This is a genomic window from Neisseria sp. HMSC31F04 (genome assembly GCF_001807735.1).
Taxonomy (GTDB): domain Bacteria; phylum Pseudomonadota; class Gammaproteobacteria; order Burkholderiales; family Neisseriaceae; genus Neisseria; species Neisseria elongata.
Map to the genome: position 1 here is coordinate 1 of NZ_KV790793.1, position 24964 is coordinate 24964.

Consider the following 24964-nt stretch of genomic DNA (forward strand, 5'->3'; position numbering starts at 1 on the left):
GCTTTTTTGCAAAGATCTCAGGCCGTCTGAAACCCGAAAACGGGTTTCAGACGGCCTTTTGCTTTTCGTTTAAAAGGCGGGGTTTATTGCCCTTCTTTTTCCTTTTTCAGCTTTTCCAGCCGGTAATAAAGCTGGCGCGTGGAGAGGCCCAGCATTTGGGCGGCCTGGGTTTTGTTGCCCCGGCAGTAGGCCAGCGTTTCTTCGATTTTTTCCAGCGAATGGGAATCGGCTTGGAGGTAAGGCCGCGCTTGGTTGCCCTGAATGGCGAAGCCGGCGTTTTGGGCGCGTTGTGCGGGCTTGGGGGCGACGGTGGGAACAGGTTTGCCCGATTGTTGGTTAAGCAGCCGCCAAACCTGATGTTCGTCGGCAATATTGCCTTCGCTTTGTTTGGCCAGCTCGTGCAGGAAGCGTTCGAGTTCGAAGACGTTGCCCGGCCAGGAGTAGTATTGCAGTTGTTCCACCGCTTCGGTGGTCAGATTGACGTTTTTGCCCGTTTCGCGGTTGATGCGGTGCATGAAGTAGGCGACGAGTTCGGGGATGTCGCTGCGGCGTTCGCGCAGGGTGGGCAGGTGGATGGGGACGACGTAGAGGCGGTAGTAGAGGTCGGGGTCGAAGCGGCCGCTTTCCACTTCGGCGGCAAGGTCGCGCGTGGTGGCGGTGATGATGCGGACGTTGATGTTGCGGGCTTTGCCGCCGTCCAGCCGTTGTACGGCGTTGTTTTGCAGAACGTGCAGCAGGCGGCTTTGAAGGTCTGCGTCCAGTGCGGCGATTTCGTCGAAGAATATCGTGCCGCCGTCGGCCTGTTCGAGCAGCCCGCCTGTTTCTCCTTGGCCGAAGATTTCGCGGCCGAGGGTGTCGTTGTCCGCGCCGTTGCAGGCCACTTTGATGAAGGGCTGGCCGACGCGCCGTCCGGCGGTGTGCAGGGTGCGGGCGAACATTTCCTTGCCCGTGCCGTTTTCGCCCAGCAGCAAAACGTTGGCGTTGCTGTGTGCTACGCGTTCGAGTTCGCTCACGGCGTTCAAAAGCGGGGCGGACGAGCCGACGATGCCGTAGCGGCGGCTGTGCGATTGCAGGGTTTGTTTGAGTTTTTGGTTTTGGCTTTGCAGTTTTTGCGTGTGCGCTTCGTTGTTTTCGTGGATGTAGAGCAGTTGGCCGACCAGGGTGGACAGGATTTTCAACAGGGAGACGTCGTCGTGCAGCGGGCGGGGGCTGTAGCGGGCGCGCAGGCAGGCGAGTACGCCGAAGGTGCGGTTGTGGGCGGCTATCGGCAGGGCGATGAACATGGTTTGTTCGGGCGGCATGTCTTCGCGCAGGACGGTGCGGCCGAGGAATAGGGGGTCATTGCGCACGTCGTCGGCCACAATCATGTGGGCATGTTTCAATACGGTGCCGGTGATGCCTTCGTCGGGCGCGTATACGCCGCGCGCGACTTGTTCGGGCGACATGCCGTAGGCGTAGCGTATGGATGCGTTTTCGTCGTCGATGTGCTGCAGGACGATGCGCCCTTGGTTCAAACCGAAAAATTCGCTCATCAGTTGCAGCATGATTTTCAGGGCGGTGTGGTGCGCGCCTCCGTCTTTGCCCAGGTTTCGGATAACTTGTTGCAGCAGCAGCATTTCCTGCGCCCGCCAGTCGCGGCGGTCGGTTTGTGATTTTGAAGTCATATCGTGTTTCGTAATGTAAACATTCAAACGGTATTGTAAATAAAATGCAGGCCGTCTGAAAGGCGGTTGCAGGCGGGAGTGCGGAGTCTTGATTTTTACAAACTTATTTTTTATTTATTATCAGATTGTTGTTTGGACAAATTGTCTTATTTGATGCCGAGGTCCGTAAGCAGGACGGGATGATGTTACAATAATAACGTTGCATTGTGGTGTTTGAATAAGGATAGTATTATGAAAAACAAGTATTTTTTTAGCGTGATTGCCGTTTCTTTAATGCTGGCCGGCTGTAGCGGGGCTGCCGACGGTTTGGCAGGTGCAATAACCGATCCGCTGAATCCGAAAGTCAAAGGGCAGTTCAACCGGCTGACCGTGGGCAGCAGCGAGACAAACAGCCTGCTGCCGTCTGAAAACGACACCATCACCATTACCGACAGCGAAAAAAGCGGCGCTGACCGGGTCAAGACTTACCGCAAGGGTGAGACAATCGACATCAGTTATAAAAAAACGGGAAAAATAACGGGCTTGGAGTACGAACTCAATCATACCGACCAAAAAACCAAGGAAAACGGCGAGCTGCTCATCTACAAGCAAAATTATTCCGTGGTGGCCGGCAGGCATCCGGCGGGCGGAAAATATCCCGACGGCAGCATCCGCCCCGTCGATACCAAATTCGAAGTCAATACCATCCAAGGCACACATACGACGGAAGACAAGCTGCCGACCGGCAAAATCCGTTATGAAGGCTTGGCTTTTGCCGGCGGCGACGACCGTAACGGCAAATTGGATTACACCATCGATTTCGGCCGGAAAACGGGCGAAGGCAGCATTACCGGCCTGAAGGGCGTGAACAAAGTTATGTTGGGAAACCACAGGCTGCATGCCCGTCCTGACGGCACGGTGGGCGTGGACGGCGGCAGAGCGGTGTCAAGCGGCCTGACCGGCGGCAGCTACGACCTGACTCTGTACGGCCCCCAAGCCGACGAATTGGCCGGCAGCGCGTATTTCAGCAACGGCGGCAACTCGAAACAGATCGGCTTCGGCGGTTCGCAGAAGAAATAATCTTTGACGGTTTGAAATACAGCAAAGGCCGTCTGAAAACCGTAAAACAGGTTTTCAGACGGCCTTTCGGATAACGGGGCGGCAGTGCCGCCGTATCGTTTTTGTTGCGAGCCGCTATAATGTGCGGCTTTCCGGTTTCTTCCCGCCATTTCCTTTATGAATCGAAACAAACTCCTGGCCTATGCCTTGGGGCCGGTCGGCAGTGCCGCCGCCGGGCTGCTGACGTTGCCGTTGATGTCGTGGCATTTTGCCGGCGGCGACATCGGCCGCATCGTGCTGCTGCAAACGGCGGCCTCGCTGGCTTTAATCGTGCTGGGCTTGGGGCTGGACCAGGCTTATGTGCGTGAGTTCCACCATTGCGGCGGGCGGCAGGCGGCTTTGTTTAAAAACCTGGCTTGGCCGCCGTTGCTTTTGGGTGTGGCGGCCGCAACGGCGGTTTGGCTGTCCGCGCCCGAGATGCCGTCTGAAAAGATTTTCGGTTTGGCCGACGGGACTTTGAGCCTGCTGTGCCTGCTGTTTGCCGCCGGTTTGCTGCCGGTGCGCTATCTGTCGCTGATTTTGCGGATGCAGGAGCGCGCGCTGGCTTTTTCTTTCAGCCAACTGCTGCCCAAGCTGTTGGTGTTGGCGGCGGTGGCGGGCGTTTCCTGCTTCGGCACGCGGGCGGATATTTGGGTGTTGGCGGCGGTGTATGCGGCCTCCCAGTGGGCGGCGGCGGGGTTGTTGCTGTGGCAAACGCGGCATGAATGCGCCGCCGCTTTTCGTGCGCCGTTTGACGCGCGGCAGCTTTCAGACGGCCTCAAGTACGGTCTGCCGCTGGCTTTGGGCGGTTTGATTTATTGGGCGTTTACTTCGATAGACCGCTGGCTGTTGCGCGATTTGGCGGGCTTGGAAGAGTTGGCCGTGTATTCGATGGCGGTCAGTTTCGGCGCGGCGGCGATGGTGTTTCAAAGCGTGTTTTCCACCGTTTGGTCGCCCATGGTGTTCAAATGGGTAGCGCAGGGCGGGGATACGGCGAAGGTGGCGGCGGTGGCGCGGCAGATGACGGACGCGGCGGCGGCGATTGTGTGCCTGGCCGGCCTGTTGTCGCCTGCGGTTACGCTGTTGTTGCCGCCGCAATATGGGCCGGTGCAGTTCGTGCTGCTGTCGTCGCTGCTGTTTCCGCTGCTGTATACGCTGACCGAAGTCAGCGGCATCGGCATCCATGTCAGCAAGCGGAATTGGCCGGTGCCGCTGATTTCGCTGGCCGCGCTGTTGTGCAACCTGTTTCTTCTGAAACTGTGGATTCCGTTGTGGGGCGCGCGCGGGGCGGCGATGGCGACGGCGGTGTCGTTTTGGCTGTTTTTCGCGCTGAAAACCGAATTGTCTGCCCGTTTGTGGCAGCCGCTGCCGCGCGGCACGCTCTACGGCACGACGGCGGCCTGCCTGGCGGTTTGCCTTGCGTACACGGCCTGCGGCGACGGTCTGTATCCTTATTTTGCCGTTTTGTGGCTGGTTTGTTTGGCGGCATTGGCTTGGCGTTACCGCCGTTTGGCAGGCCGTCTGAAAACGAGGAATAACCGATAATGCACGTCCTTTTGCTGCCTTCGTGGTATCCCGAAACGCCGTCATCTTTGGACGGCATCTTCTTCCGTCAGCAGGCGCACGCATTGCAACGCGCCGGTTTGCGCGTCGGCGTGGTTGCGCCGCTGTTCCGTTCGCCGCGCCGCCTGCGCGAAATCTTTTTAGGCCGTTACGGAACGGAATGTTTTTCAGACGGCCCGATTCCCACCTATACGCGCCACAGCGTTTATTTCTTCCCGCGCATCCCGTATCTCGACCGCGAACGTTGGGTGGCCGCCGGAATGCGCCTGTTCGAACGCTATCTGGCCGAACAGGGGCGGCCGGACATTCTGCACGCCCATGCGGTCAACCACGGCGGCATCCTTGCGCGCCGCATCTCGCGGCGGTACGGCATCCCCTACGTCATCACCGAACACAGCAGCACTTACGCGCGCGGCTTAATCAGGCCGTGGCAGCGCGAAGCCATGCGGGCGGCGGCGGACGGCGCGGCGGCACGGTTTGCCGTCAGCCCCGATTTCTGCCGCCTGCTGGCTTCCGAATACGGCGGCTCGGAATGGCGGTATCTGCCCAATATACCGGGCGCGGCGTTTTGCGAACCTTTGCCCGAAAGGGGTTTTCAGACGGCCTCAAACGGCTTTACCTTCTGCTCGGTGGCGCATTTGAACCGCAACAAAGGCTTCGACGTTTTGCTGGACGCCTTCGCCCGCGCGCTGGAAAAACGGCCAGATTTGCGGTTGAAAATCGGCGGCGGCGGCGTGGAAGAGGCGGCTTTGAAACGTCAGGCAGGCCGTCTGAAAATCGATGCGGCGGTGGATTTCCTCGGCGCGTTGGATAACGGCGCGGTTTTGCGGCTGATGCGCGGCAGCGACGCTTTCGTACTTGCCAGCCGCAACGAAACCTTCGGCGTGGTATTCATCGAAGCCTTGTCGCAAGGCCTGCCCGTCATCGCCACCCGCTGCGGCGGGCCGGAGGGCATCGTGAACGGAAACAACGGCCTACTCGTGCCGAAAGAACAGCCCGAAGCCTTGGCCGAAGCCCTGCTGGAAATGGCGGAAAACCGCGCGCGCTATCCGGCCGAAGCCCTGCGCGCCGCCTGTTTGGAAGAATTCGGCGAACAGGCGGTAACAGGCCGTCTGAAAGCGGTTTACGCGCAGGTTTTGGCACAGTAAATAAAACTTTCAGACGGCCTCATCCTGCATCGGCATTCAAATAAGTGAGAACAAATCATGACTTCCCTCTTACCTGTTTTATCGGTGTCGGGTTTGCTGCTGCTCGGTTTTGCAGTGGGGAAAATCCTGCCAACGTCTGTTTTGCGGCAGATGCTCAAACCATTGTCGGCCGTGGTGCTGCTGTTGCTGTTTTTGATGGGGGCGGAATTCGGTGGCATTTTTACCGATAAGGCTTTGGGTGCGGATGTCGTGAAACGCGCCTTGCTGCTTTCCTCGCTGATTGCCGCCTTTACCGCCGCGCTGCTGTACCGTAAGGGCGGCAGGGCGGCACCGTCGGGCAGTTTTTGGCTGCCTTTTTTCGGCTGTCTCAAAGCCGTGGCCGCGTTTGCAGCGGGCGTGGCGGCCTACCGCCTGTTGCCGCACGGTACTTTGGAAGGCGTAATCGGCAGCACGCAGGTTCTGTACCTGCTGATTTTTTTGGTGGGGACGGATTTGGTGCATGTCCGCCTGGGCGGCCTGAACCGGCGCGTATTCCTGCTGCCCCTGTTTGCAGCGGCGGCCACGGTGGCGGCTGGTTTGGTTTTTTCACTCTTGACACCGTATTCGTTTGGCCAAAGCCTGATGCTGTCGGCAGGCTTCGGCTGGTTTTCCCTGTCGGGGCCGATGGTGGGCGAACTGGTGTCTGCCGAAATGGGTGCGACGGCTTTGATGACCGATTTTTTTCGCGAAATGTTCAGCATCGTATTCCTCTATTTTTTCGGCAAAACCCAGCCTGCCGCCGCCATCGGCCTTTCCGGCGCGGCGGCGATGGATTCCGCGCTGCCGTTTGTAAAGGAAAACTGCGAGCCGGAATATGTGAAATACGCGATTGTCAGCGGCTTTATTTTGACGTTGGCCGCGCCTGTGTTGATTTCGGCTTTGACCGCTCTGTTGTATTGAAACGGTAAGCAGTGTTTTCAGACGGCCTTTTTGTTTTCTTTTTGGAATATTATTTTTAATTTTTCAAGTTTTTGGCATTTTATTTCATATGATGTCGTTTTTCTAAAACGGTAGGTTGAATGCGGTTTGTTCCGTGCAGTAATCCTGCTTAAATTTTCCATGCCGCTTTCTAGGCGGATTTCTACCCGTCTGTTTTGCTACAATCGCGCCCTTCGTTGGTCTTTACAGGTTATTACATTTATGAAAACCCCTGCTTCCTGGTCGTCCAAAATCGGCTTCATCCTCTCTGCCGCCGGTTCCGCCATCGGCTTGGGCGCGATTTGGAAATTCCCCTATACCGCTGGTACCAACGGCGGCGCGGTGTTTGTGTTGATGTTTTTGGTGTTCACCATCTTGGTGGCCTTGCCGGTGCAGCTGGCCGAGTTTTATATCGGCCGCAAAAGCGGCAAAAACGCGGTGGATGCGTTTAAAACGCTCGCACCGAACAGCCTGTGGCCGTGGATCGGGCGCATGGGCGTGTTTGCCTGCTTCATTTTGCTGTCGTTCTACAGCGTGGTGGGCGGCTGGGTGCTGAATTATGTGGTGCACGCGTTTGACGGCAGCATTCACCAAAATGCGGATTTCAACGCACTGTTCGGCAGCACGATTTCCAATCCTGTCGGCTCAATCGCTTATCAGGGGCTGTTTATGCTGATGACGGTATGGGTGGTGAAAAGCGGCATCGCGGCGGGCATCGAACGGGCCAACAAATACATGATGCCCGCGCTGTTTGTGTTGCTGCTGCTCTTGGCAGTGCGCTCGCTCACGCTGGACGGCGCGATGGCGGGCATCTCCTTCCTGCTCAAGCCCGATTGGTCGCACTTCACGCCGCAAACCATGCTCACCGCGCTGGGACAGGCCTTTTTTGCACTGAGCCTGGGCGTGTCCACCATGATTACTTATGCCGCCTATTTGGATAAAAAACAGGATTTGTTCCGCTCCGGCAACAGCATTATGTGGATGAACCTGCTGGTGTCTCTGTTGGCCGGTTTGGTGATTTTCCCCGCCGTGTTCGCTTTCCATTTTGAGCCGGGGCAGGGGCCGGGGCTGATTTTCGTGGTGCTGCCCGCCGTGTTTATGAAGCTGCCGCTGGGACAAATTCTGTTTGCCGTGTTTATGCTGCTGGTGGTATTTGCCACGCTCACTTCCGCCTTCTCCATGCTGGAAACCGTGATTGCCGCCGCCATCCGCGAAGACGAAAGCAAACGCAGCAAAACCACTTGGATAATCGGCACCGCAATTTTTATTGTCGGCATCCCCTCCGCGCTCTCGTTCGGCGTACTCTCCGAATGGAAGCTGTTCGGCAAAACACTGTTCGATCTGTGGGACTACATGATTACCGCGCTGATTATGCCGATCAGCTCGCTTTTGGTGGCGGTGTTTGTGGGCTGGATACGGCAGAAGAGCGATGTGTTAGGGCACATGCGCGAAGGCAGCAGCGTGCCGCAAGCCGTGATTGTGCTGTGGCTCAACGCCCTGCGCTTCCTCGCGCCGGTGGCGATTTTGCTGGTGTTTGCCAATACGCTGGGCTGGATTTGAGGCGAATAGTTTGAAAAGTAAAAAGGCCGTCTGAAACCTGAAGAACGGGTTTCAGACGGCCTTTGTATGTTTCTCAGCTTATTTCTGATTGTCTTTGATGATTTTTTCCAGTTGCGGCATCGGCGTATAACCGGCTTGTGTGCGGCCGTTGGGGAAGACGATGGCCGGCGTGCCGTGGAAGCCGAGCTGTTCGCCCAGCGAGGTGGTTTCATCGACAGGGTTGTCGCATACGGGAACTTGCGGCGGCATTTTGCCTTCACGCATCCATTTCGTCCAAGCGGCGGTGCGGTCGGGCTGACACCAAATCTGTTGGGCTTTGCGCGTACCGTCCGGATGCAGGCTGGCCAAAGGCATCATAAAGTTGTAGATGGTGATGTCGGTCATCTTGGCGAATTCATGCTCCAGACGTTTGCAGTACGGGCAGTCGGGGTCGGAGAAAACGGCTACTTGGAGTTTGCCGTTACCGCGTACCTCTTTAATCGCCATGTCGAAAGGCAGGCTGTCGTATTCGACCGCGCTCAATTGTGCCGTGCGCTCGTCGGTCAGGCTTTTGCGGTTTTTAATGTCGATGAAGTCGCCGACAATCATGTAGTCGCCTTTGGCATCGGTATAGATGACGGTTTTGCCGCTCAAGACGACTTCATACAGGTTGTCCAGCGGGGTAGGGTGGACGGACAGCACTTTAATTTGCTGTTCGGCATAGGCTTTTTCTAATTTTCCACGGATGGTTTGTTCGACGGAAGCATCGGTTTTGCCGTTCGCCGAACCTGCGCCGATGGCTGTTTTGCCGGCGGCTTGCGCTGAGGTTGTGCCGACCTGGTTTTGACCGCAGGCGGCAATCAGCAGGGCAGCGGCCAGGACGGTGAGGGTGTTTCTTTTCATATTTATGTTGGCTTTCGTTTTCTCAATAAAATTCGGGCGTTGTCGCCGGGTCGGTATTATGCCGAAAAAAAGCGCGCAGGGCTAAGTATTTTGCATGACAAAAGTCGCGCCTTGCTGCACAATCCGCTCAATATGGTCAGATTCCCAGCGAGAATACGAGTATGACACCGATTTTGGCTTTCGATATTGAGACGGTTCCCGATGTGCGCGGTATCCGCACGCTATATGACTTACCGTCGGAAGTGGCGGACGCGGAGGTGGTGGAATTCGCCCGTCAGAAACGCCGTGCGCGGACAGGCAGCGATTTTATGCAACACCATTTGCAACAGGTGGTGGCCATATCCTGCTGTATGCGTTGGGGGCAGGACAAAATCCACGTCGGCACGATAGGCGAAATCGGCGATGACGAGGAAACGGTGATTGCGCGTTTTTTTGAGCTGATTGAAACGCACACGCCGCAGCTGGTGAGCTGGAACGGCGGCGGTTTCGACCTGCCCGTGCTGCACTACCGCGCCCTGATACACGGCATCACGGCCGCCCGTTATTGGGACATGGGTGAGGGCGATTTCGGCGACAGCCGAGATTTTAAATGGAACAACTACATCAGCCGTTATCACAACCGCCATTGCGACTTGATGGACTTGCTCGCCCTCTACCAGCCCCGTGCCAATGTGCCTTTGGACGATATGGCCAAACTGTGCGGCTTCCCCGGAAAATTGGGCATGGACGGCGGTAAAGTTTGGCAGGCGTTTCATGAAGGCCGTCTGAAAGAAATCCGCGACTACTGTGAAACCGATGCGGCCAATACTTATTTGATGTACCTGCGTTTCCGCCTGATGAGCGGCGCGTTGGACGGCGACGAGTACGAGCAGGAAATCCGCCGTCTGAAAAATTATCTGCAAACGCTGGCGGACGGGCAGGAACATTGGCGCGAATTTCTTGCCGCATGGGGCTGAATTTTGTCAAAGGCCGTCTGAAAAACGATTTTTCGGTTTTTCAGACGGCCTTTGCCCGAAACACGCCGCAATTCTTTGCGGACGAACGGAGCGGCAGGCTTTGCGTAAGCCTTTTCTTTGCCCGCTGCGGCGGGGCAACCGTTTGACCGTCCGTTCTACGCATCAAACACACAATCAGGAGTTTTGAATGAAACGCATTGTTTCCACCCTTATCCCGGCCGTATTGGCCATGCCGGCTTTGGCTGCACCTGCCGATGATGCCGCCATCCGTCATGTAATCGAACAGCATTACAACCGCCCTTTGGCGGCCGAAAAATGCCAACTGTCCGACCCGCCCAAGGGCAGTCAGAATCTTAGAAATACGGCCTATTGTATGAAACGCGCGGCCGGACACACCGTTACCCGCAACGGCAAAACCACGCGCTACGAACTCTATACGGGTTTTGCCTACGACCTTGAAGAAAAACGGATAAACGATTCGCATGCCTCGTCCGGCCTGGCAGAAGTGTTCGTTTTGGAGAAGGAGGGCGGCAAGTGGGCAATCAAGCTGCACGGTAAAGATGAAGTCGGCGCGTGGGGTAAAACGCCCGATGCCGAAGATTGGCGGTTTATGCAGGTAGGCGGGCAAAATTGGGGTTATGCCGTCGAAACGGCCTATACCGGACAAGGTTCGACAGTGACAGGGTTGTTTTTGCTGTTCAGCGACAACCGCAACCGTATCGCCAACAGCTACATTCCGACTGGTTTGGACAACGGGGCTCATTACGGAAATTGCAAAGAATACAAAGGGCGGGAGCGGCGCCATTGCGAAGAAATGGAAACCTCTTTGGACGCAGATGTTTCGTTTAACCGCCGCTTGAAGCCCGAATTTGATGTGTGGGCGGTTGAAGCCTCACTCAGCGGAACGCAGGGCAAGAAACGATACCGGCGGCAGAAATACCTGATGCCGTATAACGGGAAGACACATGTCGTGCCCAAGGGTTACCCGCTTTACAGCCTAATGTAACGAAAATAACGATAAAGGCCGTCTGAAAACCGTTTTCCGGTTTTCAGACGGCCTTTCGTTTTGTATCCGCGGATTTATTCCTTCACGCGCACGGCCATCAGAGTGTGCAGGCGGCGGTGGTCGGCGCGGGCGACGGTGAATTGCAGCGGCGGCAGGATGATTTTGTCGCCGCGTACGGGCAGGCGGCCGAGTTCTTGGATGACCAGCCCGCCTATGGTGTCCGCTTCCTCGCTGTGGTAGTCTGTGCCGAAGAAGGCGTTGATGTCTTCGATTTCGGTTACGGCGTTGATGCGCCAGCGTTCGGCGGAAACGGCGAAGATGTTGTCGGCGGAATCGTCTTCGTCGAATTCGTCTTCGATGTTGCCGATGATTTCTTCGATGACGTCTTCAAAGGTAACGAGGCCGGATGTGCCGCCGTATTCGTCGATGACGATGGCCATGTGCAGCCTTTGCTCGCGGAAGGTGGTGAGCAGGGCGTTGAGGGATTTGCCTTCGGGGACGAAAAACGCCGGGCGCAGGAGTTGTTCGAGGTTGAACTGTTCGGGGTTGAAGGCGTATTTGAGCAGGTCTTTGGCGTGCAGTATGCCGAGGATGGTGTCTTTGTCGCCGTCGATGACGGGAAAGCGCGAGTGTGCGGTTTCGATGACGTAGGGAATGATGCGTTCGAGGCTGTCGGTCGATTTGATGACGCTCATTTGCGAGCGGGTAATCATGGCGTCGCGCACTTCGAGTTCGGCAAAGTCGAGTACCTTCTCCAGCCGTTGCAGGGTGTCGGTGTCGAATACCTGTTGTTCGTGCGCTTGGCGCAGGAGGGCCAATACGCCTTCGGCGGTATCGGGTGCGTCGCCGTTGATACGGCTGATGAGTCGTTCGAAAAAGTTGGGCTTCGACGGGCTGTCATCCATTATTGTTCGTCCTGTGGGTATGGGTCGGGGTATGCTAACTGATTTAGCAGGCGGGTTTCAAGGGCTTCCATTTCTTCTGCTTCGGTATCTTCGATGTGGTCGTAGCCCATCAGGTGCAAAACGCCGTGTATGGTGAGGTGGGCGAAGTGTTGTTCGGGTGTTTTGCCTTGTTCGGCAGCTTCTTTGAAGACGACTTGCGGGCAGATGACCAAATCGCCGTGCAGGCCGTCTGAAAGGGCGGGGGCGTACATGGTTTCGCCTTCGTCGAGGGCGAAGCTCAAGACGTTGGTGGCGTAGTCTTTGCCCCTGTAATCGCGGTTGCAGGCGCGGGCGGGTTCTTCGTCGAGCAGGAGCAGGGAGATGTCGGCGCAGCGGTGGTGTTGTTTGACCGCCTGCCATGCCCAGCGGTAGAAGTCGCGCTCGGAGGGGAGGCCTGCGGCGGAGGATTGGTTGTCGAAATGCAGGGCGAAGCGTTGCCGTTGCAGTTTGAGGAAGGGGTAGCGTTTGGCTTTTTTCATGTTCGGTTGAGGTTGTGTAAAGGCGTGATGATACTGGAAATCGGAGAGGCCGTCTGAAGGTGTTTTCAGACGGCCTTTTGTTTGCCGTTACACTTGCCAGTCTATCGGTGTTCGGCCGTGCTTTTGCAGGTAGGCGTTGGTTTGCGAGAAGGGTTTGCTGCCGAAAAAGCCGCGGTAGGCCGACAGGGGGGAGGGGTGCGGCGAGGTGAGGACGAGGTGGCGGCCGCGGTCGATGAACGCGCCTTTTTTCTGCGCGTGGCTACCCCAGAGGATGAAGACGAGGTGTTCGCGTTGTTCGGCCAGGCGGCGGATGACCGTGTCGGTAAAGGTTTCCCAGCCCAGTGCGACGTGGGAGTGGGCTTGGCGGGCGCGGACGGTGAGGACGGTGTTGAGCAGGAGGACGCCTTGTTCCGCCCAGTGTTGCAGGCAGCCGTGGTTCGGGATGCGGAAACCGGGGATGTCGTCGGCAAGTTCTTTGTAGATGTTTTGCAGGGAGGGCGGGATGTCGATGCCCGGACGGACGGAAAAGGCCAGTCCGTGCGCCTGTCCTTCGCCGTGGTAGGGGTCTTGGCCGAGGATGACGGCTTTGACTTGGCTAAATTCGGTGGCTTTGAAGGCGTTGAAGACGTCGGCGGCAGGCGGATAGACGGTTTGCCCGCTTTCGCGTTCGGCTTTGACGGTGTCGATGATGTGTCGGAAATAGGGCTGTTGCTTTTCTTTGCCGAGGGCTTCTGTCCAGGTTTGCATCATGATTTTGTCGGTGGTGTTTTATGTTGGGGCCGTCTGAAAAGGCGGGTTGCCTGTTTCCAGACGGCCTTCCGTTTAGGATAGGTGGAGGATGGAATGGTGTACTTTGCCTTTGATGGATTCGGTAACGTGCCAGTTGGAGTTGTCGTTTAAGGTCAGCCAGCGGCGTTCTTCGGTGCGGTAGAACCATTCTTTGTCGTTTTGGTAGAACACTTGCACGTTGCGCGCTTCCAAGATGTTGAGGATTTCATTGGAGTGGGAGCGGGTGTCATCGAAGTCGGTAACGGCGCGTTGCCCCATTTCGCTGTAACAGGCGTTTAGGGCGAGCAGCAGGTCGTTCACCAGTTTGTCGAGTTCGCGGGCGTTCAGACCGATGCGGCGGGCTTCTTTGGTCAGTATCGGATAGCTGTGGGTGGGGTAGCCGGAATTGAGGGTTTCGGCGATGCTGTGGACGCGGACGGGGTCGATGATGTGGTAGGACAGCAGTTCTTCGCACAGTTTGATCGATAGCGATTCGGCTCTGTCCACCGCGCCGATAACCAGGGGATGGACGTATTCGAACAGGGATTTGTAGGGGTTGGAACCGGTGTCTTCCGTGTTGTTTTTCCACAGTTTGACGACGCGGTTGAGTTCGTCGAGGCTGACTGAAACGCGGTCGTTGTCGCGGTCTATCGGGGAGAGGTCGTGGGTGAGGGAAGTATCGACGGAGCTGAGGTAGGCCATCGAACCCATGCGGATTTCGTTCGCGCCTATGGCCATCATGGTGGCGGCCGAAGCGCATTGCAGCGGGATGAGGCTGACTAGGTTGCGGCAGTGGCTGCGGATAAGGTTGATCATGCGCAGGGCTTCTTTGCCGGAGCCGCCGTCGCTTTTGATGAACAGGTAAACGGTGTCGTGCTGATCGACGTGCTCGAGGATGCGGTAAAGGGCCAGCACGTCGTTGCGGCAGATGCTGCCGCCATTGCTGTTCCAATAGCAAAGCAGCGGGCCGTTGAGGTTGGCTTCGAGTTCGGCAAGGATTTTTTGTGTTTTGGAAAACAGTCGCGGCGGCTGTTTGACAGATATTTCGTTTTCGTTCATGGTGTTCTCCCTTTGTAAATCGACGGCAGGGCACGGGATGCCTGCGGTTTCGGCCGGGTTTGGCTTTCGAACAGGGCGGTTCCGAAACGGACGGGATTTTGGCCGGGCACTTCTATTGCCGTATCCAAACCCCGCCATTGCCGCACTATCGACCCGTCTCAAATTCGGACGAACCGTAAAGGCCGTTTTCGGGTTAATGAATTCCGTGAAGCAGTAATTTCTGTGTTTTTTATAGATTGTTTACAATAGCCGATAATTTCCATTAACAGTATAACAGATATTTACCGCGCGTGTCTGCCTGTCAGGCTGTTGGAAGGTACAGCCAATAGGCAAACGCGCCCAGTGCGGCACCGGCCGGCAGGTCGATGAGATAGTGCTGCTTGGTAAATATGCAGGAAATCGCGATTAAGACGGGAAAGAGGAATGCCCATCCGCCCATGACCGGCATGGCGTGCAGCGCAGTCAGCATGGCAACGGAAACGTGCATGCTGGGGAAGCAGTTGCTGGACTGGTCGAATTTCTGCACAAACTGTAAAAACCATTCCGACGGGGTTTTACCCGGATTGATATTGCGCCAGTGCGGCGGCGTGGAGACGGGGAACAGCCAAAAAAACAGCATCTGCATAAACAGTAGGACTAAGAAGCTGAAGGCCATCATGATGAAGTGGCGGTGGTCGGTCGCAATCAGGTTGAGGTAGAGGATGGCCGGATAGTAGAGGAAGCTGTACACCCACGACCAGCGCGGGCGGAAGGGGATTTCTTCATCGACGACGGAGTCCCATACGATGGGTTTGCGCAAGGGGTGCCGTTGGGTGAAGAAGTAAAATTGGTAGGCGCCGATAATCAATACGGCACTTAATATCAAATTTATAAAATAGTCGCTGAACGTCATGGGTTGGTTTCCTTAGGGGAAAAATTCAAATACAGTTGGTTGCTGTCGATTTCTGCCGAAACCAGCTTGTGGTTTGCGAACAGAGGCTTGATTTGGCCGAATACGGGCAGATTGACGCGGATTTGCTGCTTTTCCGCATCCCAATTCAATTTTTTGGTCCGAACCCGGCTGGCCAACATTTTGCCTGCCGTTTTGGCGATGGCGTTCAGGCCGAACGGAAGGCGGTAGCCAAACAAAAGGCCGTCATCATACACATGTTCCAAAACCAAATCCAAACCGACTTTGTCTTCGATGCGGATGGCGTTGCGGCCGGTTTGTATGATGCGGATGTGCCGTTCGGTTTGCCGGCAAATCATTTCTTCGATTTCATTCAGTGATTTTTTCCACTGCACGGGCTGTCCTTTCGGGCGGTTGCGGGTGAGGGCGGCTTGAGTGGTATTCATGCCGTTTTATGTATTGCTTGCGGATGGCGGTTTGATTTTTCAGACGGCCTTTTGCCGGATCGGTTCGATTTGGAGTGGTTGTTGCCTCAATGGGTTTGGTTGGCGATGTCTGTTTATGCGCCACTTTGTACAAGCTGTTTGTTGATGAAAGGCCGTCTGAAAGTAAGGTTTCGCTTTCAGACGGCCTCTTTATTTCCTTTTGTTTAATCAAACGTGATATTGGCGCGACAGTTCGTGTACGGTATCGACTAAGATTTTTGCGTGTTCGGGGTCGGCGTGTTGGTTGATGCCGTGTCCGAGGTTGAATACATGACCGCTGCCGTGTCCGTAATCGGCAAGGATGCGCGCGACTTCGGTGCGGATGGATTCAGGCGTACCAAAGAGGGCAAACGGGTCGAAGTTGCCTTGCAGGGCGACTTGGTTGCCGATGCGGCGGCGTGCTTCGCCGATGTTGCACGTCCAGTCCAAGCCCAATGCGTCTGCGCCGATTTCCGCCATGCTTTTCAGCCACAGCCCGCCGCCTTTGGCAAACACGATAACGGGAACGCGTCTGCCTTCGCTTTCGCGTTTCAATCCGGCAACGATTTGGCGGATATATTTGAGGCTGAACTCTTTAAACGCCGCATCGCTCAGGACGCCGCCCCAAGTGTCGAAAATCTGCACGGCCTGCGCGCCCGCGTCGATTTGGGCGTTGAGGTAGGCGGTAACGGCTTGGGCGTTGGTGTCGAGGATTTTGTGCAGCAAATCGGGACGCGAGTACATCATGGTTTTGATGGTGCGGAATTCTTTGCTGCTGCCGCCTTCGACCATATAGCAGGCGAGCGTGAACGGGCTGCCGGAGAAACCGATAAGCGGTACGCGGCCGTCCAATGCTTTGCGGATGGAGCCGACGGCGTCAAAGACGTATTGCAGTTTTTCCATATCGGGAACTTGCAGCTTGGCAATGTCGGCTTCGTGTTGCAAGGCGCGTTCGAATTTCGGACCTTCGCCTTCGGCAAAATACAGTCCCAAGCCCATTGCGTCGGGGACGGTCAGGATGTCGGAGAACAGAATCGCCGCATCCAAATCGAAGCGGTCTAAGGGCTGGATGGTGACTTCGGTCGCCAATTCGGTGTTTTTACACAAATCGAGGAAGCTGCCCGCTTTCGCGCGTGTGGCTTTGTATTCGGGCAGATAACGCCCCGCCTGACGCATCATCCAAATCGGCGTGTATTCGACGGGCTGTTTGAGCAGGGCGCGGAGGAAGGTGTCGTTTTTCAAGGTGGTCATAACTGTTGCCGGAGGGTGGGTTGGGAAAACGGACGGCCATTATAAACCACAGGTTCGGAAATCCGCACGTTTGCGGGAGGAGAGGCCGTCTGAAAGGCGCGTTTTGCGCCGTCGGATGCTTTGCGTATAATGGCCGCCTGCCAAAATCAAGGAATACCGTATGCTTATCCACCCGCAATTCAATCCTGCCGCTTTCGAACTCGGCCCGTTGGCCGTGCGCTGGTATGCACTCAGCTATATCGTTGGCTTCGTGCTGTTCATGTGGCTGGGCCGCCGCCGTATCCGTCAGGGTAATACGCCGTTTACGGCCGAAATGTTGGACGATTTTCTGACTTGGGGTGTGTTGGGTGTGATTTTGGGTGGACGGCTCGGTTTCGTGCTGTTTTATCAGCCGGAATACTATTTCAGCCACCCTGCGGAAATGATTAAGGTGTGGCAGGGCGGCATGTCGTTTCACGGCGGTTTTTTGGGCGTGGTTGCCGCCAGTTGGCTGTTTGCCCGCAGGAAGGGCTTGAAATGGATGCAAGTATTGGACTTTATCGCCCCCCTTGTGCCGCTCGGACTGGCTTCGGGGCGTATCGGCAATTTTATCAACGGCGAATTGTGGGGGCGGGTTACTGATCCGTCGAATTTCTGGGCGATGGGTTTCCCGCAGGCGGCGCAAGTCGATGCGCACTTGGCGCAAAGTAATCCGCAATGGGCGGAATGGCTGTTGCAATACGGCGCTCTGCCGCGTCATCCGTCGCAGTTGTACCAGTTTGCTTTAGAAGGTCTGATGCTGTTTGTGCTGGTGTGGTGGTTCTCGCGCAAACCCCGGCCGGTCGGGCAAACAGCTATGTTGTTTTTGGCGGGTTACGGCGTATTTCGCTTCATCGCCGAATATGCCCGCCAGCCCGACGACTATCTCGGCCTGCTGACTTTCGGTTTGTCGATGGGGCAGTGGTTGAGCTTGCCGATGGTGTTGTTAGGTGTGGCCGGTTTTGTCTATTTCGGTCAAAAAGGGAAGGATGTGCAGTAAAAGAGGCCGTCTGAAAACAACAAACCGGATGCGAGAGTGTCGGATACGCTTGCCAAGTTTGCCCGCCTTCGGCTACAATTCGCGCTTTCTCAAATACAGGCATGTAGCTCAGTTGGTTAGAGCACCACCTTGACATGGTGGGGGTCGTTGGTTCGAATCCAATCGTGCCTACCAAATTTTCCAAACGGCATTTTTTGCCGTTATTTTTTAATGTTTTGGAGCTTTTTGATGTTGAACATTACCTTGCCTGACGGCTCAGTCCGCCAGTACGAATCGCCCGTTACCGTGGCACAGATTGCCGCGTCTATCGGAGCAGGTTTGGCGAAGGCGACAGTGGCGGGTAAGGTAAACGGCAAATTGGTCGATGCGTGCGATCCGATTACCGAAGATTCAACCGTCCAAATCATTACCCCGAAAGATCAAGAAGGCGTTGAAATTATCCGCCACTCTTGCGCCCACCTTGTCGGTCATGCGGTCAAGCAACTTTATCCCAACGCAAAAATGGTTATCGGCCCCGTTATTGAAGAGGGCTTTTATTACGATATCGCGACGGAAAAACCGTTTACGCCTGAGGATGTTGCCGCTATCGAAGCGCGCATGAAAGAATTGATTGCACAAGATTATGATGTAATCAAAATTATGACTCCGCGTGCTGAAACCATCAAAATTTTCCAAGATCGCGGCGAAGAATACAAACTGCGCCTGATTGACGATATGCCCGAAGTTGAAGCAATGGGTATGTATCATCATCAGGAATATGTCGATATGTGCCGCGGTCCGCACGTTCCGAACACCCGTTTCCTGAAAAACTTCAAGTTGACCAAACTGGCAGGTGCATACTGGCGCGGCGACAGCAATAATGAAATGCTGCAACGTATTTACGGTACGGCTTGGGCGACAAAAGACGAATTAAGAGCCTATATCCAGCGTATCGAAGAAGCAGAAAAACGCGACCATCGCAAATTGGGCAAACAACTGGATTTGTTCCACTTGCAAGACGAAGCGCCGGGTATGGTGTTTTGGCATCCCAAAGGCTGGGCTTTGTGGCAGACTATCGAGCAGCATATGCGTAAAGAGCTGAATGCTGCCGGTTATAAAGAAGTCAAAACTCCCCAAATCATGGATAAAACCTTTTGGGAAAAATCCGGTCATTGGGATAACTACAAAGACAATATGTTTGTAACCAGCTCGGAAAAGCGCGAATACGCGGTTAAGCCGATGAACTGCCCGGGACATGTTCAGATTTTCAATAACGGTTTGCGCTCGTACCGTGATTTGCCGATGCGTTTGGCTGAATTTGGTTCTTGCCATCGCAACGAGCCGAGTGGTGCATTGCATGGACTGATGCGTGTTCGCGGTTTTGTACAAGACGATGCACATATTTTCTGTACCGAAGATCAAATCGTTAGCGAAGCGCGCGCATTCAATGAATTGTTGGTTCGTATTTACAAGCAATTTGGTTTCCACGATGTATCCGTCAAGCTTTCACTGCGTCCTGAAAAGCGCGCTGGTTCAGACGATGTATGGGATAAGGCAGAACAAGGTCTGCGCGAAGCATTGACTGCTTGCGGCGTGGAATGGGACGAGTTGCCGGGTGAAGGTGCGTTCTACGGACCTAAAATCGAATATCACGTTAAAGACGCATTGGGACGTTCTTGGCAGTGTGGTACGCTGCAACTGGACTTTGTATTGCCGGAACGCTTAGATGCAGAATATGTAACCGAAAACAATGACCGCGCCCGTCCGGTAATGTTGCACCGCGCCATTTTGGGTTCTTTGGAACGATTTATCGGTATTTTGATTGAAAACCATGCAGGTTCTTTCCCGTTGTGGTTGGCACCGGTTCAAATGGTGATTATGAATATCACCGAAAATCAAGCGGATTACTGCCGAGAAGTGGCTGCTAAATTGCAAGTCGCAGGCTTCCGTGTAGAGCTGGATTTGCGTAACGAAAAAATCGGTTACAAAATCCGTGATAACAGCCAATATCGCTTCCCTTATCAAATCGTTGTCGGCGATAAAGAGAAGCAAGAAAACAAAGTGGCCGTGCGCCGCAAAGCAGAAGACTTGGGTTCTTTGGATTTGGATGATTTCATTGCGCAACTGCAGCAAAAAATCTCAGACGCCCTCGTCAACCATTAATTTTTATAGGAGTATTCATCATCGCTCAGGAACGCGAAGCACGAATCAATGGCGAAATTACCGCCAAAGAAGTGCGTTTAATCAGTGAGTCAGGCGAACAGCTTGGTGTCGTATCGGTTCGTGAAGCTTTGGCTATGGCCGAAGAGCAGGATGTGGATTTGGTAGAGATTTCCCCTACTGCCAAACCGCCTGTATGCAAACTGATGGATTATGGTAAATATAAATACCAACAAGCCAAGAAACGCGACGAAGCCAAGAAAAACCAGAAGCAGGTACAAATTAAGGAAATCAAATTCCGCCCGGGTACCGATGAAGGCGATTATCAAATCAAAATGCGCAACATCAACCGCTTCTTGGATGACGGCGATAAAGTCAAAGTAACACTCCGTTTTCGCGGACGTGAAATGGCTCACCAGCAACTCGGTGCGCAACTTTTAGAGCGCGTGAAAGAGGATTTGGCGGAAGTAGCCCAAATCGAATCCTTCCCTAAAATGGAAGGCCGTCAAATGGTGATGATGATTGCACCGAAGAAAAAATAAAGTTATAATTCTCGGCTTACTCCGATTGCCGCTTCGGAGTAAGCTTTTGACTGGCGGCAAAAACCGTGGCATTTTGGGTTCAAGTGTTTGAAACCAATGTTTTAAAACCCCCTGATGCCTTATCTAATAACGAATGGAGTTTTCCCATGCCTAAAATGAAAACCAAGTCTAGCGCGAAAAAACGCTTCAAAGTACTGGGTAACGGCGGTGTAAAACGCGCTCATGCGTTCAAACGCCACATCTTGACTAAAAAGACCACTAAAAACAAACGCCAACTGCGCGGTACCTCGATGGTAAACGATCGCGATTTGGCTTCTGTTGCTAAAATGTTACCCTACGCTTAAGGAGTTTAGAATATGCCACGCGTAAAACGCGGTGTAACCGCTCGTGCCCGTCACCAAAAAATCTTCGCGTTAGCCAAAGGCTACCGCGGTCGTCGTAAAAACGTATACCGCGTTGCCAAGCAAGCGGTAATGAAAGCCGGTCAATACGCATACCGTGACCGTCGTCAACGCAAACGCCAATTCCGTCAATTGTGGATTGTCCGTATCAATGCAGGTGCCCGTGAAAATGGTCTGTCTTACAGCAAATTCATGAACGGTCTGAAACGCGCCTCTATCGAAATCGACCGCAAAGTATTGGCTGATCTGGCTGTATTTGATAAAGCAGCTTTTGCACAATTGGTTGAGAAAGCTAAAGCTGCTTTGGCTGCTTAATCCAAAAAAATTTGAAAAGGAAGCTACGGCTTCCTTTTTTCTTTGTCTAAAGAAAGTCTATGTGATTGATTTTCTTTCTTTAAAGTCTATTTTTTTAAATTGATTTGCGTTAAAATACGTCGATTCTATCAAACGGATTGGCCGTCAACGGATAAAAGGTCGTCTGAAAAGTTTGGCAACACCAAACCATACAGGCGACCTCATTGTTTCAGACGACCCATCATCAACCGACAGACGATAAAACCACTATGGAAAATGTAAACCGTATCGTTGCAGAAGGCATTGCCGCAGTAGAAGCCGCGCAAGACTTCAACGCTCTAGAACAGATCAAAGCCCGTTATCTTGGTAAAACCGGCGAATTGACCGGACTTCTGAAAACCTTAGGTCAAATGTCGCCTGAGGAGCGCAAAACCATAGGTGCCCATATCAATGAATGCAAAAACCAGTTTCAGACGGCCTTGAACAATAAACGTGATGCCCTCAACGAAGCCAAACTCCAAGCCCAGCTTGCCGCCGAAGCACTCGATATCACCGTGCCCGGACGCGCGCAGGAAAACGGCGGTCTGCATCCCGTAACCCTGACCTTGCAGCGCGTAGTCGAACTCTTTCACGGTATGGGTTTTGATGTGGCAGATGGCCCGGAAATCGAAGATGATTTCCACAACTTCCAAGCCCTGAATATCCCCGCAAATCATCCCGCCCGCGCCATGCAGGATACGTTCTACGTTGAAAACGGCGATGTTTTACGCACGCACACTTCCCCAATTCAAATCCGCTATATGCTCGACAAAAAAGAGCCGCCCATCCGCATTATCGCCCCCGGCCGCGTTTACCGCGTGGACAGCGACGCTACGCACTCGCCTATGTTCCACCAAGCTGAAGGCTTGTGGGTGGAAGAGGGTGTAACTTTCGCTGATTTGAAAGCCGTGTTCACCGATTTTATCCGCCGCTTTTTCGAACGCGATGATTTGCAGGTACGTTTCCGTCCGTCTTTCTTCCCGTTCACCGAACCGTCCGCTGAAATCGACATCATGGGCGAAAACGGCAAATGGCTGGAAGTCGGCGGTTGCGGTATGGTGCATCCTAACGTGTTGAAAAACGTGAATATCGATCCTGAAAAATACACCGGTTTCGCCTTCGGCATCGGCCTCGATCGTTTCGCTATGTTGCGTTACAACGTGAATGATTTGCGACTGTTTTTTGATAACGATTTGAACTTTTTGAAGCAGTTTGCGAAATGATCGTGCAGGTTGTCTAAAAATGAAAAAGCAGTCTGCGTCGCAGAAAGCTAAATAAGGCTACCTGAAAGCAACAGCCCCAACAAAGTTAAAAACCAGCCTGCGCCCCCAAACAACAGGTCGTCTGAAAACAAAATCTGATAAAAAGTTAATTAGTTGATTGAGAACATAACATGCAATTCTCCTACTCATGGCTGAAAACCCAAGCCGATACCGAACTTTCCGCCGATAAGCTGGAACATCTGTTAACCATGTCCGGCTTGGAAGTGGAAGAAGCTGAGACTGCCGCGCCGGCGTTTACGGGCGTGGTGATTGCCGAAGTGAAATCCGTTGAAAAACATCCAGATGCCGACCGTTTGAACGTTACCCAAGTCGATGCGGGTACGGGCGAGTTGGTGCAGATTGTGTGTGGTGCGCCGAATGTGAAAGCGGGCATCAAAGTGCCGTGTTCGCTACCGGGTGCGGTGTTGCCGGGCAATTTCAAAATCAAACCGACCAAGATGCGCGGCGTGGTGTCGAACGGGATGTTGTGTTCCACCGACGAACTCGGTTTGCCTGACGACGGCGTGAACGGTCTGCACATTCTGCCGCAAGACGCTCCCGTTGGCGCAAACATCCGCGAATATCTGGATTTGGACGATACGGTATTCACGCTGAAAATTACGCCGAACCGTGCCGACTGCCTGAGCATTAAAGGCATTGCGCGCGAAGTATCCGCGCTGACGGGTTGCGCGTTTAAGCAGCCTGCAATCCATGCCGCACCCATCACGGGCAGCCGCAAACAGCCTGTGCAGATTGATGCGCCTGCCGATTGCGGCCGCTTTATCAGCCGCGTGATTGAAAACGTGAATGCGCGCGCCGCTACGCCGGATTGGATGAAGCAGCGTTTGGAGCGCAGCGGTATCCGCAGCCTTTCCGCTCTGGTGGACATTGGCAATTATGTGATGCTGGAAATTGGTCAGCCGATGCATATTTTCGATGCCGACAAACTTTCAGGCAGCCTGCACATCCGCCGCGCGCGTGAAGGTGAAACGTTGGAATGCCTGAACGAGAAAACCGTCTCCCTGTCTGAAAACACGCTGGTAGTTGCCGATGAAAAAGGTGCGTTGAGTTTGGCGGGACTGATGGGCGGCGCGGCAAGCGCGGTTTCAGACGACACGCAAAATATCGTGCTGGAAGCGGCTTGGTTTGCGCCTGAAATCATTGCCGGCAAATCGCGCCAATACGGTTTTGGTTCGGATTCGTCGTTCCGCTTTGAGCGCGGCGTGGATTACCGTTTGCAGACTGATGCTATCGAACGCGCTACCGAATTGGTTTTGCAAATCTGCGGCGGTGCGGCAGGCGAAATGTTGGAAGCGTTGGGCAGGCTACCTGAAAACAAACAGGTCGAATTGCGTTTGGGTCGTCTGAAAACCGTGTTGGGCGTGGACATCCCTGCCGAACAGGTGGAAACCATTTTGCAGCACTTGGGCTTGCAGCCTGAAAAAACGGCGGAAGGCTTCCGCGTTACCGCGCCGAGTTTCCGTTTCGACATCGAAATCGAAGCCGATTTGATTGAAGAAATTGGTCGCGTTTACGGCTATGAAAATATCTCCGACGATTACACGTCAGGTCGTCTGAAAATGTTGGAACTGCCCGAAACCCGCCGTCCGCGTTTTGCCGTTTATAATGAAATGGCGGCGCGCGGCTACCGCGAAGTCGTCAGCTACGCCTTCGTTGACGAGCAATGGGAGCTCGATTTTGCCGCCAACGCCAATCCCATCCGCCTGCAAAACCCGCTGGCGGCGCAGTATGCCGTGATGCGCTCCACGCTCATCGGCGGCTTGGTGGAAATTCTGCAAAACAATCTGAACCGCAAACAAAACCGCGTGCGCGTGTTTGAAATCGCCCGCGTGTTCAGCAAAGGTTCAGACGGCCAGTTTGTACAAAACGAACGCATCGGCGGCTTGTGGTACGGCGCGGCGATGCCCGAACAATGGGGCGAGAAAACGCGCAACGCGGATTTTTACGACATCAAGGCGGATGTGGAAAATCTGTTAAAAAACAAACTAGTTGAGTTTGTCAAAACCGAACATCCCGCCTTGCATCCCGGCCGCGCCGCCGATATCGTTTCAGACGGCCAGGTCATCGGCTTTGTCGGCGAATTGCATCCGAAATGGCTGCAAAAATACGACTTGACGCAAGCGCCGTTGGTATTTGAAATCGACATGGCTGCCGTGTTGGAACGCGAAAAAACGCGTTATCAGGCAGTATCGAAATTCCAGCCGGTGCGCAGGGATTTGGCGTTTGTGATGCCCGAAGCCACCACCTTCGAGCAGTTGCAGGCTGCTTTGACCACCGTGTGCGAGCCTATGTTGCGCGAAATTACGTTGTTTGACGTATATCGTGGTGCAGGCCTCCCGAAAAACCACAAAAGCATGGCGTTGAAAGTCATCCTGCAAAGCACGGAAGACACGCTGACCGACGAAGTGGTCGAACCGATTGTGGCCGAACTGGTGGTGGCGGCGGAAGGCATCGGCGCGAGGTTGCGGGCGTAGCCAAGCGGTTTTGACGAGTTGAAGGCAGATGATTTCCGGAGGCGGCCGACACTCTGCCTTTTTATGAATGCAAGTCCATATTTTCTTGAATATGAAAAATATTTTTG

General features: G+C 54.4%; 23 protein-coding genes and 1 tRNA gene. 15 read left to right on the forward strand and 9 right to left on the reverse strand.

What is annotated here, in order from left to right:
- Nucleotides 1-83 precede the first annotated feature (83 nt).
- On the reverse strand, nt 84-1664 hold the full coding sequence (locus HMPREF3107_RS04355; protein WP_070454085.1) for a sigma 54-interacting transcriptional regulator: 1581 nt from the start codon (nt 1662-1664) through the stop codon (nt 84-86).
- Between the two features lie 231 nt (nt 1665-1895).
- Between HMPREF3107_RS04355 and HMPREF3107_RS04360 the strand changes: the two genes are divergently transcribed.
- The 5 genes from HMPREF3107_RS04360 to HMPREF3107_RS04380 all read left to right on the forward strand — a co-directional run bounded on the left by HMPREF3107_RS04360 (nt 1896) and on the right by HMPREF3107_RS04380 (nt 7969).
- The gene (locus HMPREF3107_RS04360; RefSeq protein WP_070453898.1) at nt 1896-2723 is read left to right on the forward strand and encodes a factor H binding protein domain-containing protein; all 828 of its coding nucleotides are present in this window, start codon (nt 1896-1898) and stop codon (nt 2721-2723) included.
- A 156-nt stretch (nt 2724-2879) separates the two neighbouring features.
- Nucleotides 2880-4286 carry a lipopolysaccharide biosynthesis protein gene (locus tag HMPREF3107_RS04365; protein ID WP_070453900.1) on the forward strand — a complete coding sequence of 469 codons (1407 nt, stop codon included), beginning with the start codon at nt 2880-2882 and terminating at the stop codon, nt 4284-4286.
- Nucleotides 4286-5452 carry a glycosyltransferase gene (locus HMPREF3107_RS04370; protein ID WP_070453902.1) on the forward strand — a complete coding sequence of 389 codons (1167 nt, stop codon included), beginning with the start codon at nt 4286-4288 and terminating at the stop codon, nt 5450-5452. Before HMPREF3107_RS04365 ends, HMPREF3107_RS04370 begins: the two co-directional genes overlap by 1 nt.
- Nucleotides 5453-5509: 57 nt before the next feature.
- Nucleotides 5510-6391, forward strand: coding sequence for a LysO family transporter (locus tag HMPREF3107_RS04375; protein WP_210391390.1), 882 nt, complete (start codon nt 5510-5512; stop codon nt 6389-6391).
- Between the two features lie 240 nt (nt 6392-6631).
- On the forward strand, nt 6632-7969 hold the full coding sequence (locus tag HMPREF3107_RS04380) for a sodium-dependent transporter (RefSeq protein ID WP_070453904.1): 1338 nt from the start codon (nt 6632-6634) through the stop codon (nt 7967-7969).
- Between the two features lie 78 nt (nt 7970-8047).
- Here HMPREF3107_RS04380 and HMPREF3107_RS04385 read toward each other — a convergent pair whose 3' ends face one another.
- Nucleotides 8048-8851, reverse strand: coding sequence for a DsbC family protein (locus HMPREF3107_RS04385; protein WP_070453906.1), 804 nt, complete (start codon nt 8849-8851; stop codon nt 8048-8050).
- Between the two features lie 161 nt (nt 8852-9012).
- On the opposite strand from HMPREF3107_RS04385, the gene HMPREF3107_RS04390 reads away from it, so the two are divergent.
- On the forward strand, nt 9013-9807 hold the full coding sequence (locus HMPREF3107_RS04390; RefSeq protein WP_049251820.1) for a 3'-5' exonuclease: 795 nt from the start codon (nt 9013-9015) through the stop codon (nt 9805-9807).
- Nucleotides 9808-9994: 187 nt separating this feature from the next.
- Nucleotides 9995-10813 carry a hypothetical protein gene (locus HMPREF3107_RS04395; protein ID WP_070453908.1) on the forward strand — a complete coding sequence of 273 codons (819 nt, stop codon included), beginning with the start codon at nt 9995-9997 and terminating at the stop codon, nt 10811-10813.
- 74 nt (nt 10814-10887) lie between these two features.
- Here HMPREF3107_RS04395 and HMPREF3107_RS04400 read toward each other — a convergent pair whose 3' ends face one another.
- The 7 genes from HMPREF3107_RS04400 to hemE form a co-directional block, all read right to left on the reverse strand.
- Nucleotides 10888-11718 (reverse strand): HlyC/CorC family transporter, encoded by an 831-nt coding sequence (locus HMPREF3107_RS04400; RefSeq protein ID WP_049248682.1) that lies wholly within the window; start codon nt 11716-11718, stop codon nt 10888-10890.
- The gene (ybeY, locus tag HMPREF3107_RS04405) at nt 11718-12236 is read right to left on the reverse strand and encodes an rRNA maturation RNase YbeY (RefSeq protein ID WP_070453910.1); all 519 of its coding nucleotides are present in this window, start codon (nt 12234-12236) and stop codon (nt 11718-11720) included. The genes HMPREF3107_RS04400 and ybeY overlap by 1 nt, the downstream gene beginning before the upstream one ends.
- 87 nt (nt 12237-12323) lie before the next feature.
- On the reverse strand, nt 12324-12983 hold the full coding sequence (gene ung / locus HMPREF3107_RS04410) for a uracil-DNA glycosylase (RefSeq protein ID WP_070454087.1): 660 nt from the start codon (nt 12981-12983) through the stop codon (nt 12324-12326).
- A gap of 75 nt (nt 12984-13058) precedes the next feature.
- Entirely contained in the window at nt 13059-14063 is a 1005-nt protein-coding gene (locus tag HMPREF3107_RS04415; RefSeq protein ID WP_070453912.1) for a Clp protease/crotonase-like domain-containing protein, read from the reverse strand.
- Nucleotides 14064-14364: 301 nt separating this feature from the next.
- Nucleotides 14365-14955 carry a phosphatase PAP2 family protein gene (locus tag HMPREF3107_RS04420; protein ID WP_070453914.1) on the reverse strand — a complete coding sequence of 197 codons (591 nt, stop codon included), beginning with the start codon at nt 14953-14955 and terminating at the stop codon, nt 14365-14367.
- A complete protein-coding gene (locus tag HMPREF3107_RS04425) occupies nt 14952-15398 on the reverse strand; it encodes a hypothetical protein (RefSeq protein WP_070453916.1) in 447 nt (148 codons plus the stop codon). Before HMPREF3107_RS04425 ends, HMPREF3107_RS04420 begins: the two co-directional genes overlap by 4 nt.
- Nucleotides 15399-15605: 207 nt before the next feature.
- Nucleotides 15606-16667, reverse strand: coding sequence for a uroporphyrinogen decarboxylase (gene hemE / locus HMPREF3107_RS04430; protein WP_070453918.1), 1062 nt, complete (start codon nt 16665-16667; stop codon nt 15606-15608).
- Nucleotides 16668-16827: 160 nt separating this feature from the next.
- On the opposite strand from hemE, the gene lgt reads away from it, so the two are divergent.
- From lgt to pheT, 8 genes are all read left to right on the forward strand, one after another.
- Entirely contained in the window at nt 16828-17685 is an 858-nt protein-coding gene (lgt, locus tag HMPREF3107_RS04435; protein WP_070453920.1) for a prolipoprotein diacylglyceryl transferase, read from the forward strand.
- A 97-nt stretch (nt 17686-17782) separates the two neighbouring features.
- A tRNA-Val gene (locus HMPREF3107_RS04440) sits at nt 17783-17859 on the forward strand.
- Nucleotides 17860-17913: 54 nt separating this feature from the next.
- Nucleotides 17914-19827, forward strand: a complete 1914-nt coding sequence (gene thrS / locus HMPREF3107_RS04445; RefSeq protein ID WP_070454088.1) for a threonine--tRNA ligase — start codon at nt 17914-17916, stop codon at nt 19825-19827.
- Between the two features lie 17 nt (nt 19828-19844).
- Nucleotides 19845-20366 carry a translation initiation factor IF-3 gene (gene infC / locus HMPREF3107_RS04450; protein ID WP_083284614.1) on the forward strand — a complete coding sequence of 174 codons (522 nt, stop codon included), beginning with the start codon at nt 19845-19847 and terminating at the stop codon, nt 20364-20366.
- A gap of 146 nt (nt 20367-20512) precedes the next feature.
- Complete coding sequence (gene rpmI / locus HMPREF3107_RS04455) at nt 20513-20710, forward strand: 50S ribosomal protein L35 (protein WP_002232040.1); 198 nt, start codon at nt 20513-20515, stop codon at nt 20708-20710.
- Nucleotides 20711-20722: 12 nt separating this feature from the next.
- Nucleotides 20723-21082 (forward strand): 50S ribosomal protein L20, encoded by a 360-nt coding sequence (gene rplT / locus HMPREF3107_RS04460; protein ID WP_002214103.1) that lies wholly within the window; start codon nt 20723-20725, stop codon nt 21080-21082.
- 248 nt (nt 21083-21330) lie between these two features.
- Nucleotides 21331-22323 carry a phenylalanine--tRNA ligase subunit alpha gene (gene pheS, locus HMPREF3107_RS04465; RefSeq protein WP_070453925.1) on the forward strand — a complete coding sequence of 331 codons (993 nt, stop codon included), beginning with the start codon at nt 21331-21333 and terminating at the stop codon, nt 22321-22323.
- A gap of 170 nt (nt 22324-22493) precedes the next feature.
- Nucleotides 22494-24857 (forward strand): phenylalanine--tRNA ligase subunit beta, encoded by a 2364-nt coding sequence (pheT, locus tag HMPREF3107_RS04470; protein WP_070453927.1) that lies wholly within the window; start codon nt 22494-22496, stop codon nt 24855-24857.
- The last annotated feature ends 107 nt before the right edge of the window (nt 24858-24964 follow it).

Bases quoted from the DNA above. Each gene is read 5' to 3' on its own strand.
- HMPREF3107_RS04355 (WP_070454085.1), bottom strand. From the start codon at position 1,664: ATGACTTCAAAATCACAAACCGACCGCCGCGACTGGCGGGCGCAGGAA.
- HMPREF3107_RS04360 (WP_070453898.1), top strand. From the start codon at position 1,896: ATGAAAAACAAGTATTTTTTTAGCGTGATTGCCGTTTCTTTAATGCTG.
- HMPREF3107_RS04365 (WP_070453900.1), top strand. From the start codon at position 2,880: ATGAATCGAAACAAACTCCTGGCCTATGCCTTGGGGCCGGTCGGCAGT.
- HMPREF3107_RS04370 (WP_070453902.1), top strand. From the start codon at position 4,286: ATGCACGTCCTTTTGCTGCCTTCGTGGTATCCCGAAACGCCGTCATCT.
- HMPREF3107_RS04375 (WP_210391390.1), top strand. From the start codon at position 5,510: ATGACTTCCCTCTTACCTGTTTTATCGGTGTCGGGTTTGCTGCTGCTC.
- HMPREF3107_RS04380 (WP_070453904.1), top strand. From the start codon at position 6,632: ATGAAAACCCCTGCTTCCTGGTCGTCCAAAATCGGCTTCATCCTCTCT.
- HMPREF3107_RS04385 (WP_070453906.1), bottom strand. From the start codon at position 8,851: ATGAAAAGAAACACCCTCACCGTCCTGGCCGCTGCCCTGCTGATTGCC.
- HMPREF3107_RS04390 (WP_049251820.1), top strand. From the start codon at position 9,013: ATGACACCGATTTTGGCTTTCGATATTGAGACGGTTCCCGATGTGCGC.
- HMPREF3107_RS04395 (WP_070453908.1), top strand. From the start codon at position 9,995: ATGAAACGCATTGTTTCCACCCTTATCCCGGCCGTATTGGCCATGCCG.
- HMPREF3107_RS04400 (WP_049248682.1), bottom strand. From the start codon at position 11,718: ATGGATGACAGCCCGTCGAAGCCCAACTTTTTCGAACGACTCATCAGC.
- ybeY (WP_070453910.1), bottom strand. From the start codon at position 12,236: ATGAAAAAAGCCAAACGCTACCCCTTCCTCAAACTGCAACGGCAACGC.
- ung (WP_070454087.1), bottom strand. From the start codon at position 12,983: ATGCAAACCTGGACAGAAGCCCTCGGCAAAGAAAAGCAACAGCCCTAT.
- HMPREF3107_RS04415 (WP_070453912.1), bottom strand. From the start codon at position 14,063: ATGAACGAAAACGAAATATCTGTCAAACAGCCGCCGCGACTGTTTTCC.
- HMPREF3107_RS04420 (WP_070453914.1), bottom strand. From the start codon at position 14,955: ATGACGTTCAGCGACTATTTTATAAATTTGATATTAAGTGCCGTATTG.
- HMPREF3107_RS04425 (WP_070453916.1), bottom strand. From the start codon at position 15,398: ATGAATACCACTCAAGCCGCCCTCACCCGCAACCGCCCGAAAGGACAG.
- hemE (WP_070453918.1), bottom strand. From the start codon at position 16,667: ATGACCACCTTGAAAAACGACACCTTCCTCCGCGCCCTGCTCAAACAG.
- lgt (WP_070453920.1), top strand. From the start codon at position 16,828: ATGCTTATCCACCCGCAATTCAATCCTGCCGCTTTCGAACTCGGCCCG.
- thrS (WP_070454088.1), top strand. From the start codon at position 17,914: ATGTTGAACATTACCTTGCCTGACGGCTCAGTCCGCCAGTACGAATCG.
- rpmI (WP_002232040.1), top strand. From the start codon at position 20,513: ATGCCTAAAATGAAAACCAAGTCTAGCGCGAAAAAACGCTTCAAAGTA.
- rplT (WP_002214103.1), top strand. From the start codon at position 20,723: ATGCCACGCGTAAAACGCGGTGTAACCGCTCGTGCCCGTCACCAAAAA.
- pheS (WP_070453925.1), top strand. From the start codon at position 21,331: ATGGAAAATGTAAACCGTATCGTTGCAGAAGGCATTGCCGCAGTAGAA.
- pheT (WP_070453927.1), top strand. From the start codon at position 22,494: ATGCAATTCTCCTACTCATGGCTGAAAACCCAAGCCGATACCGAACTT.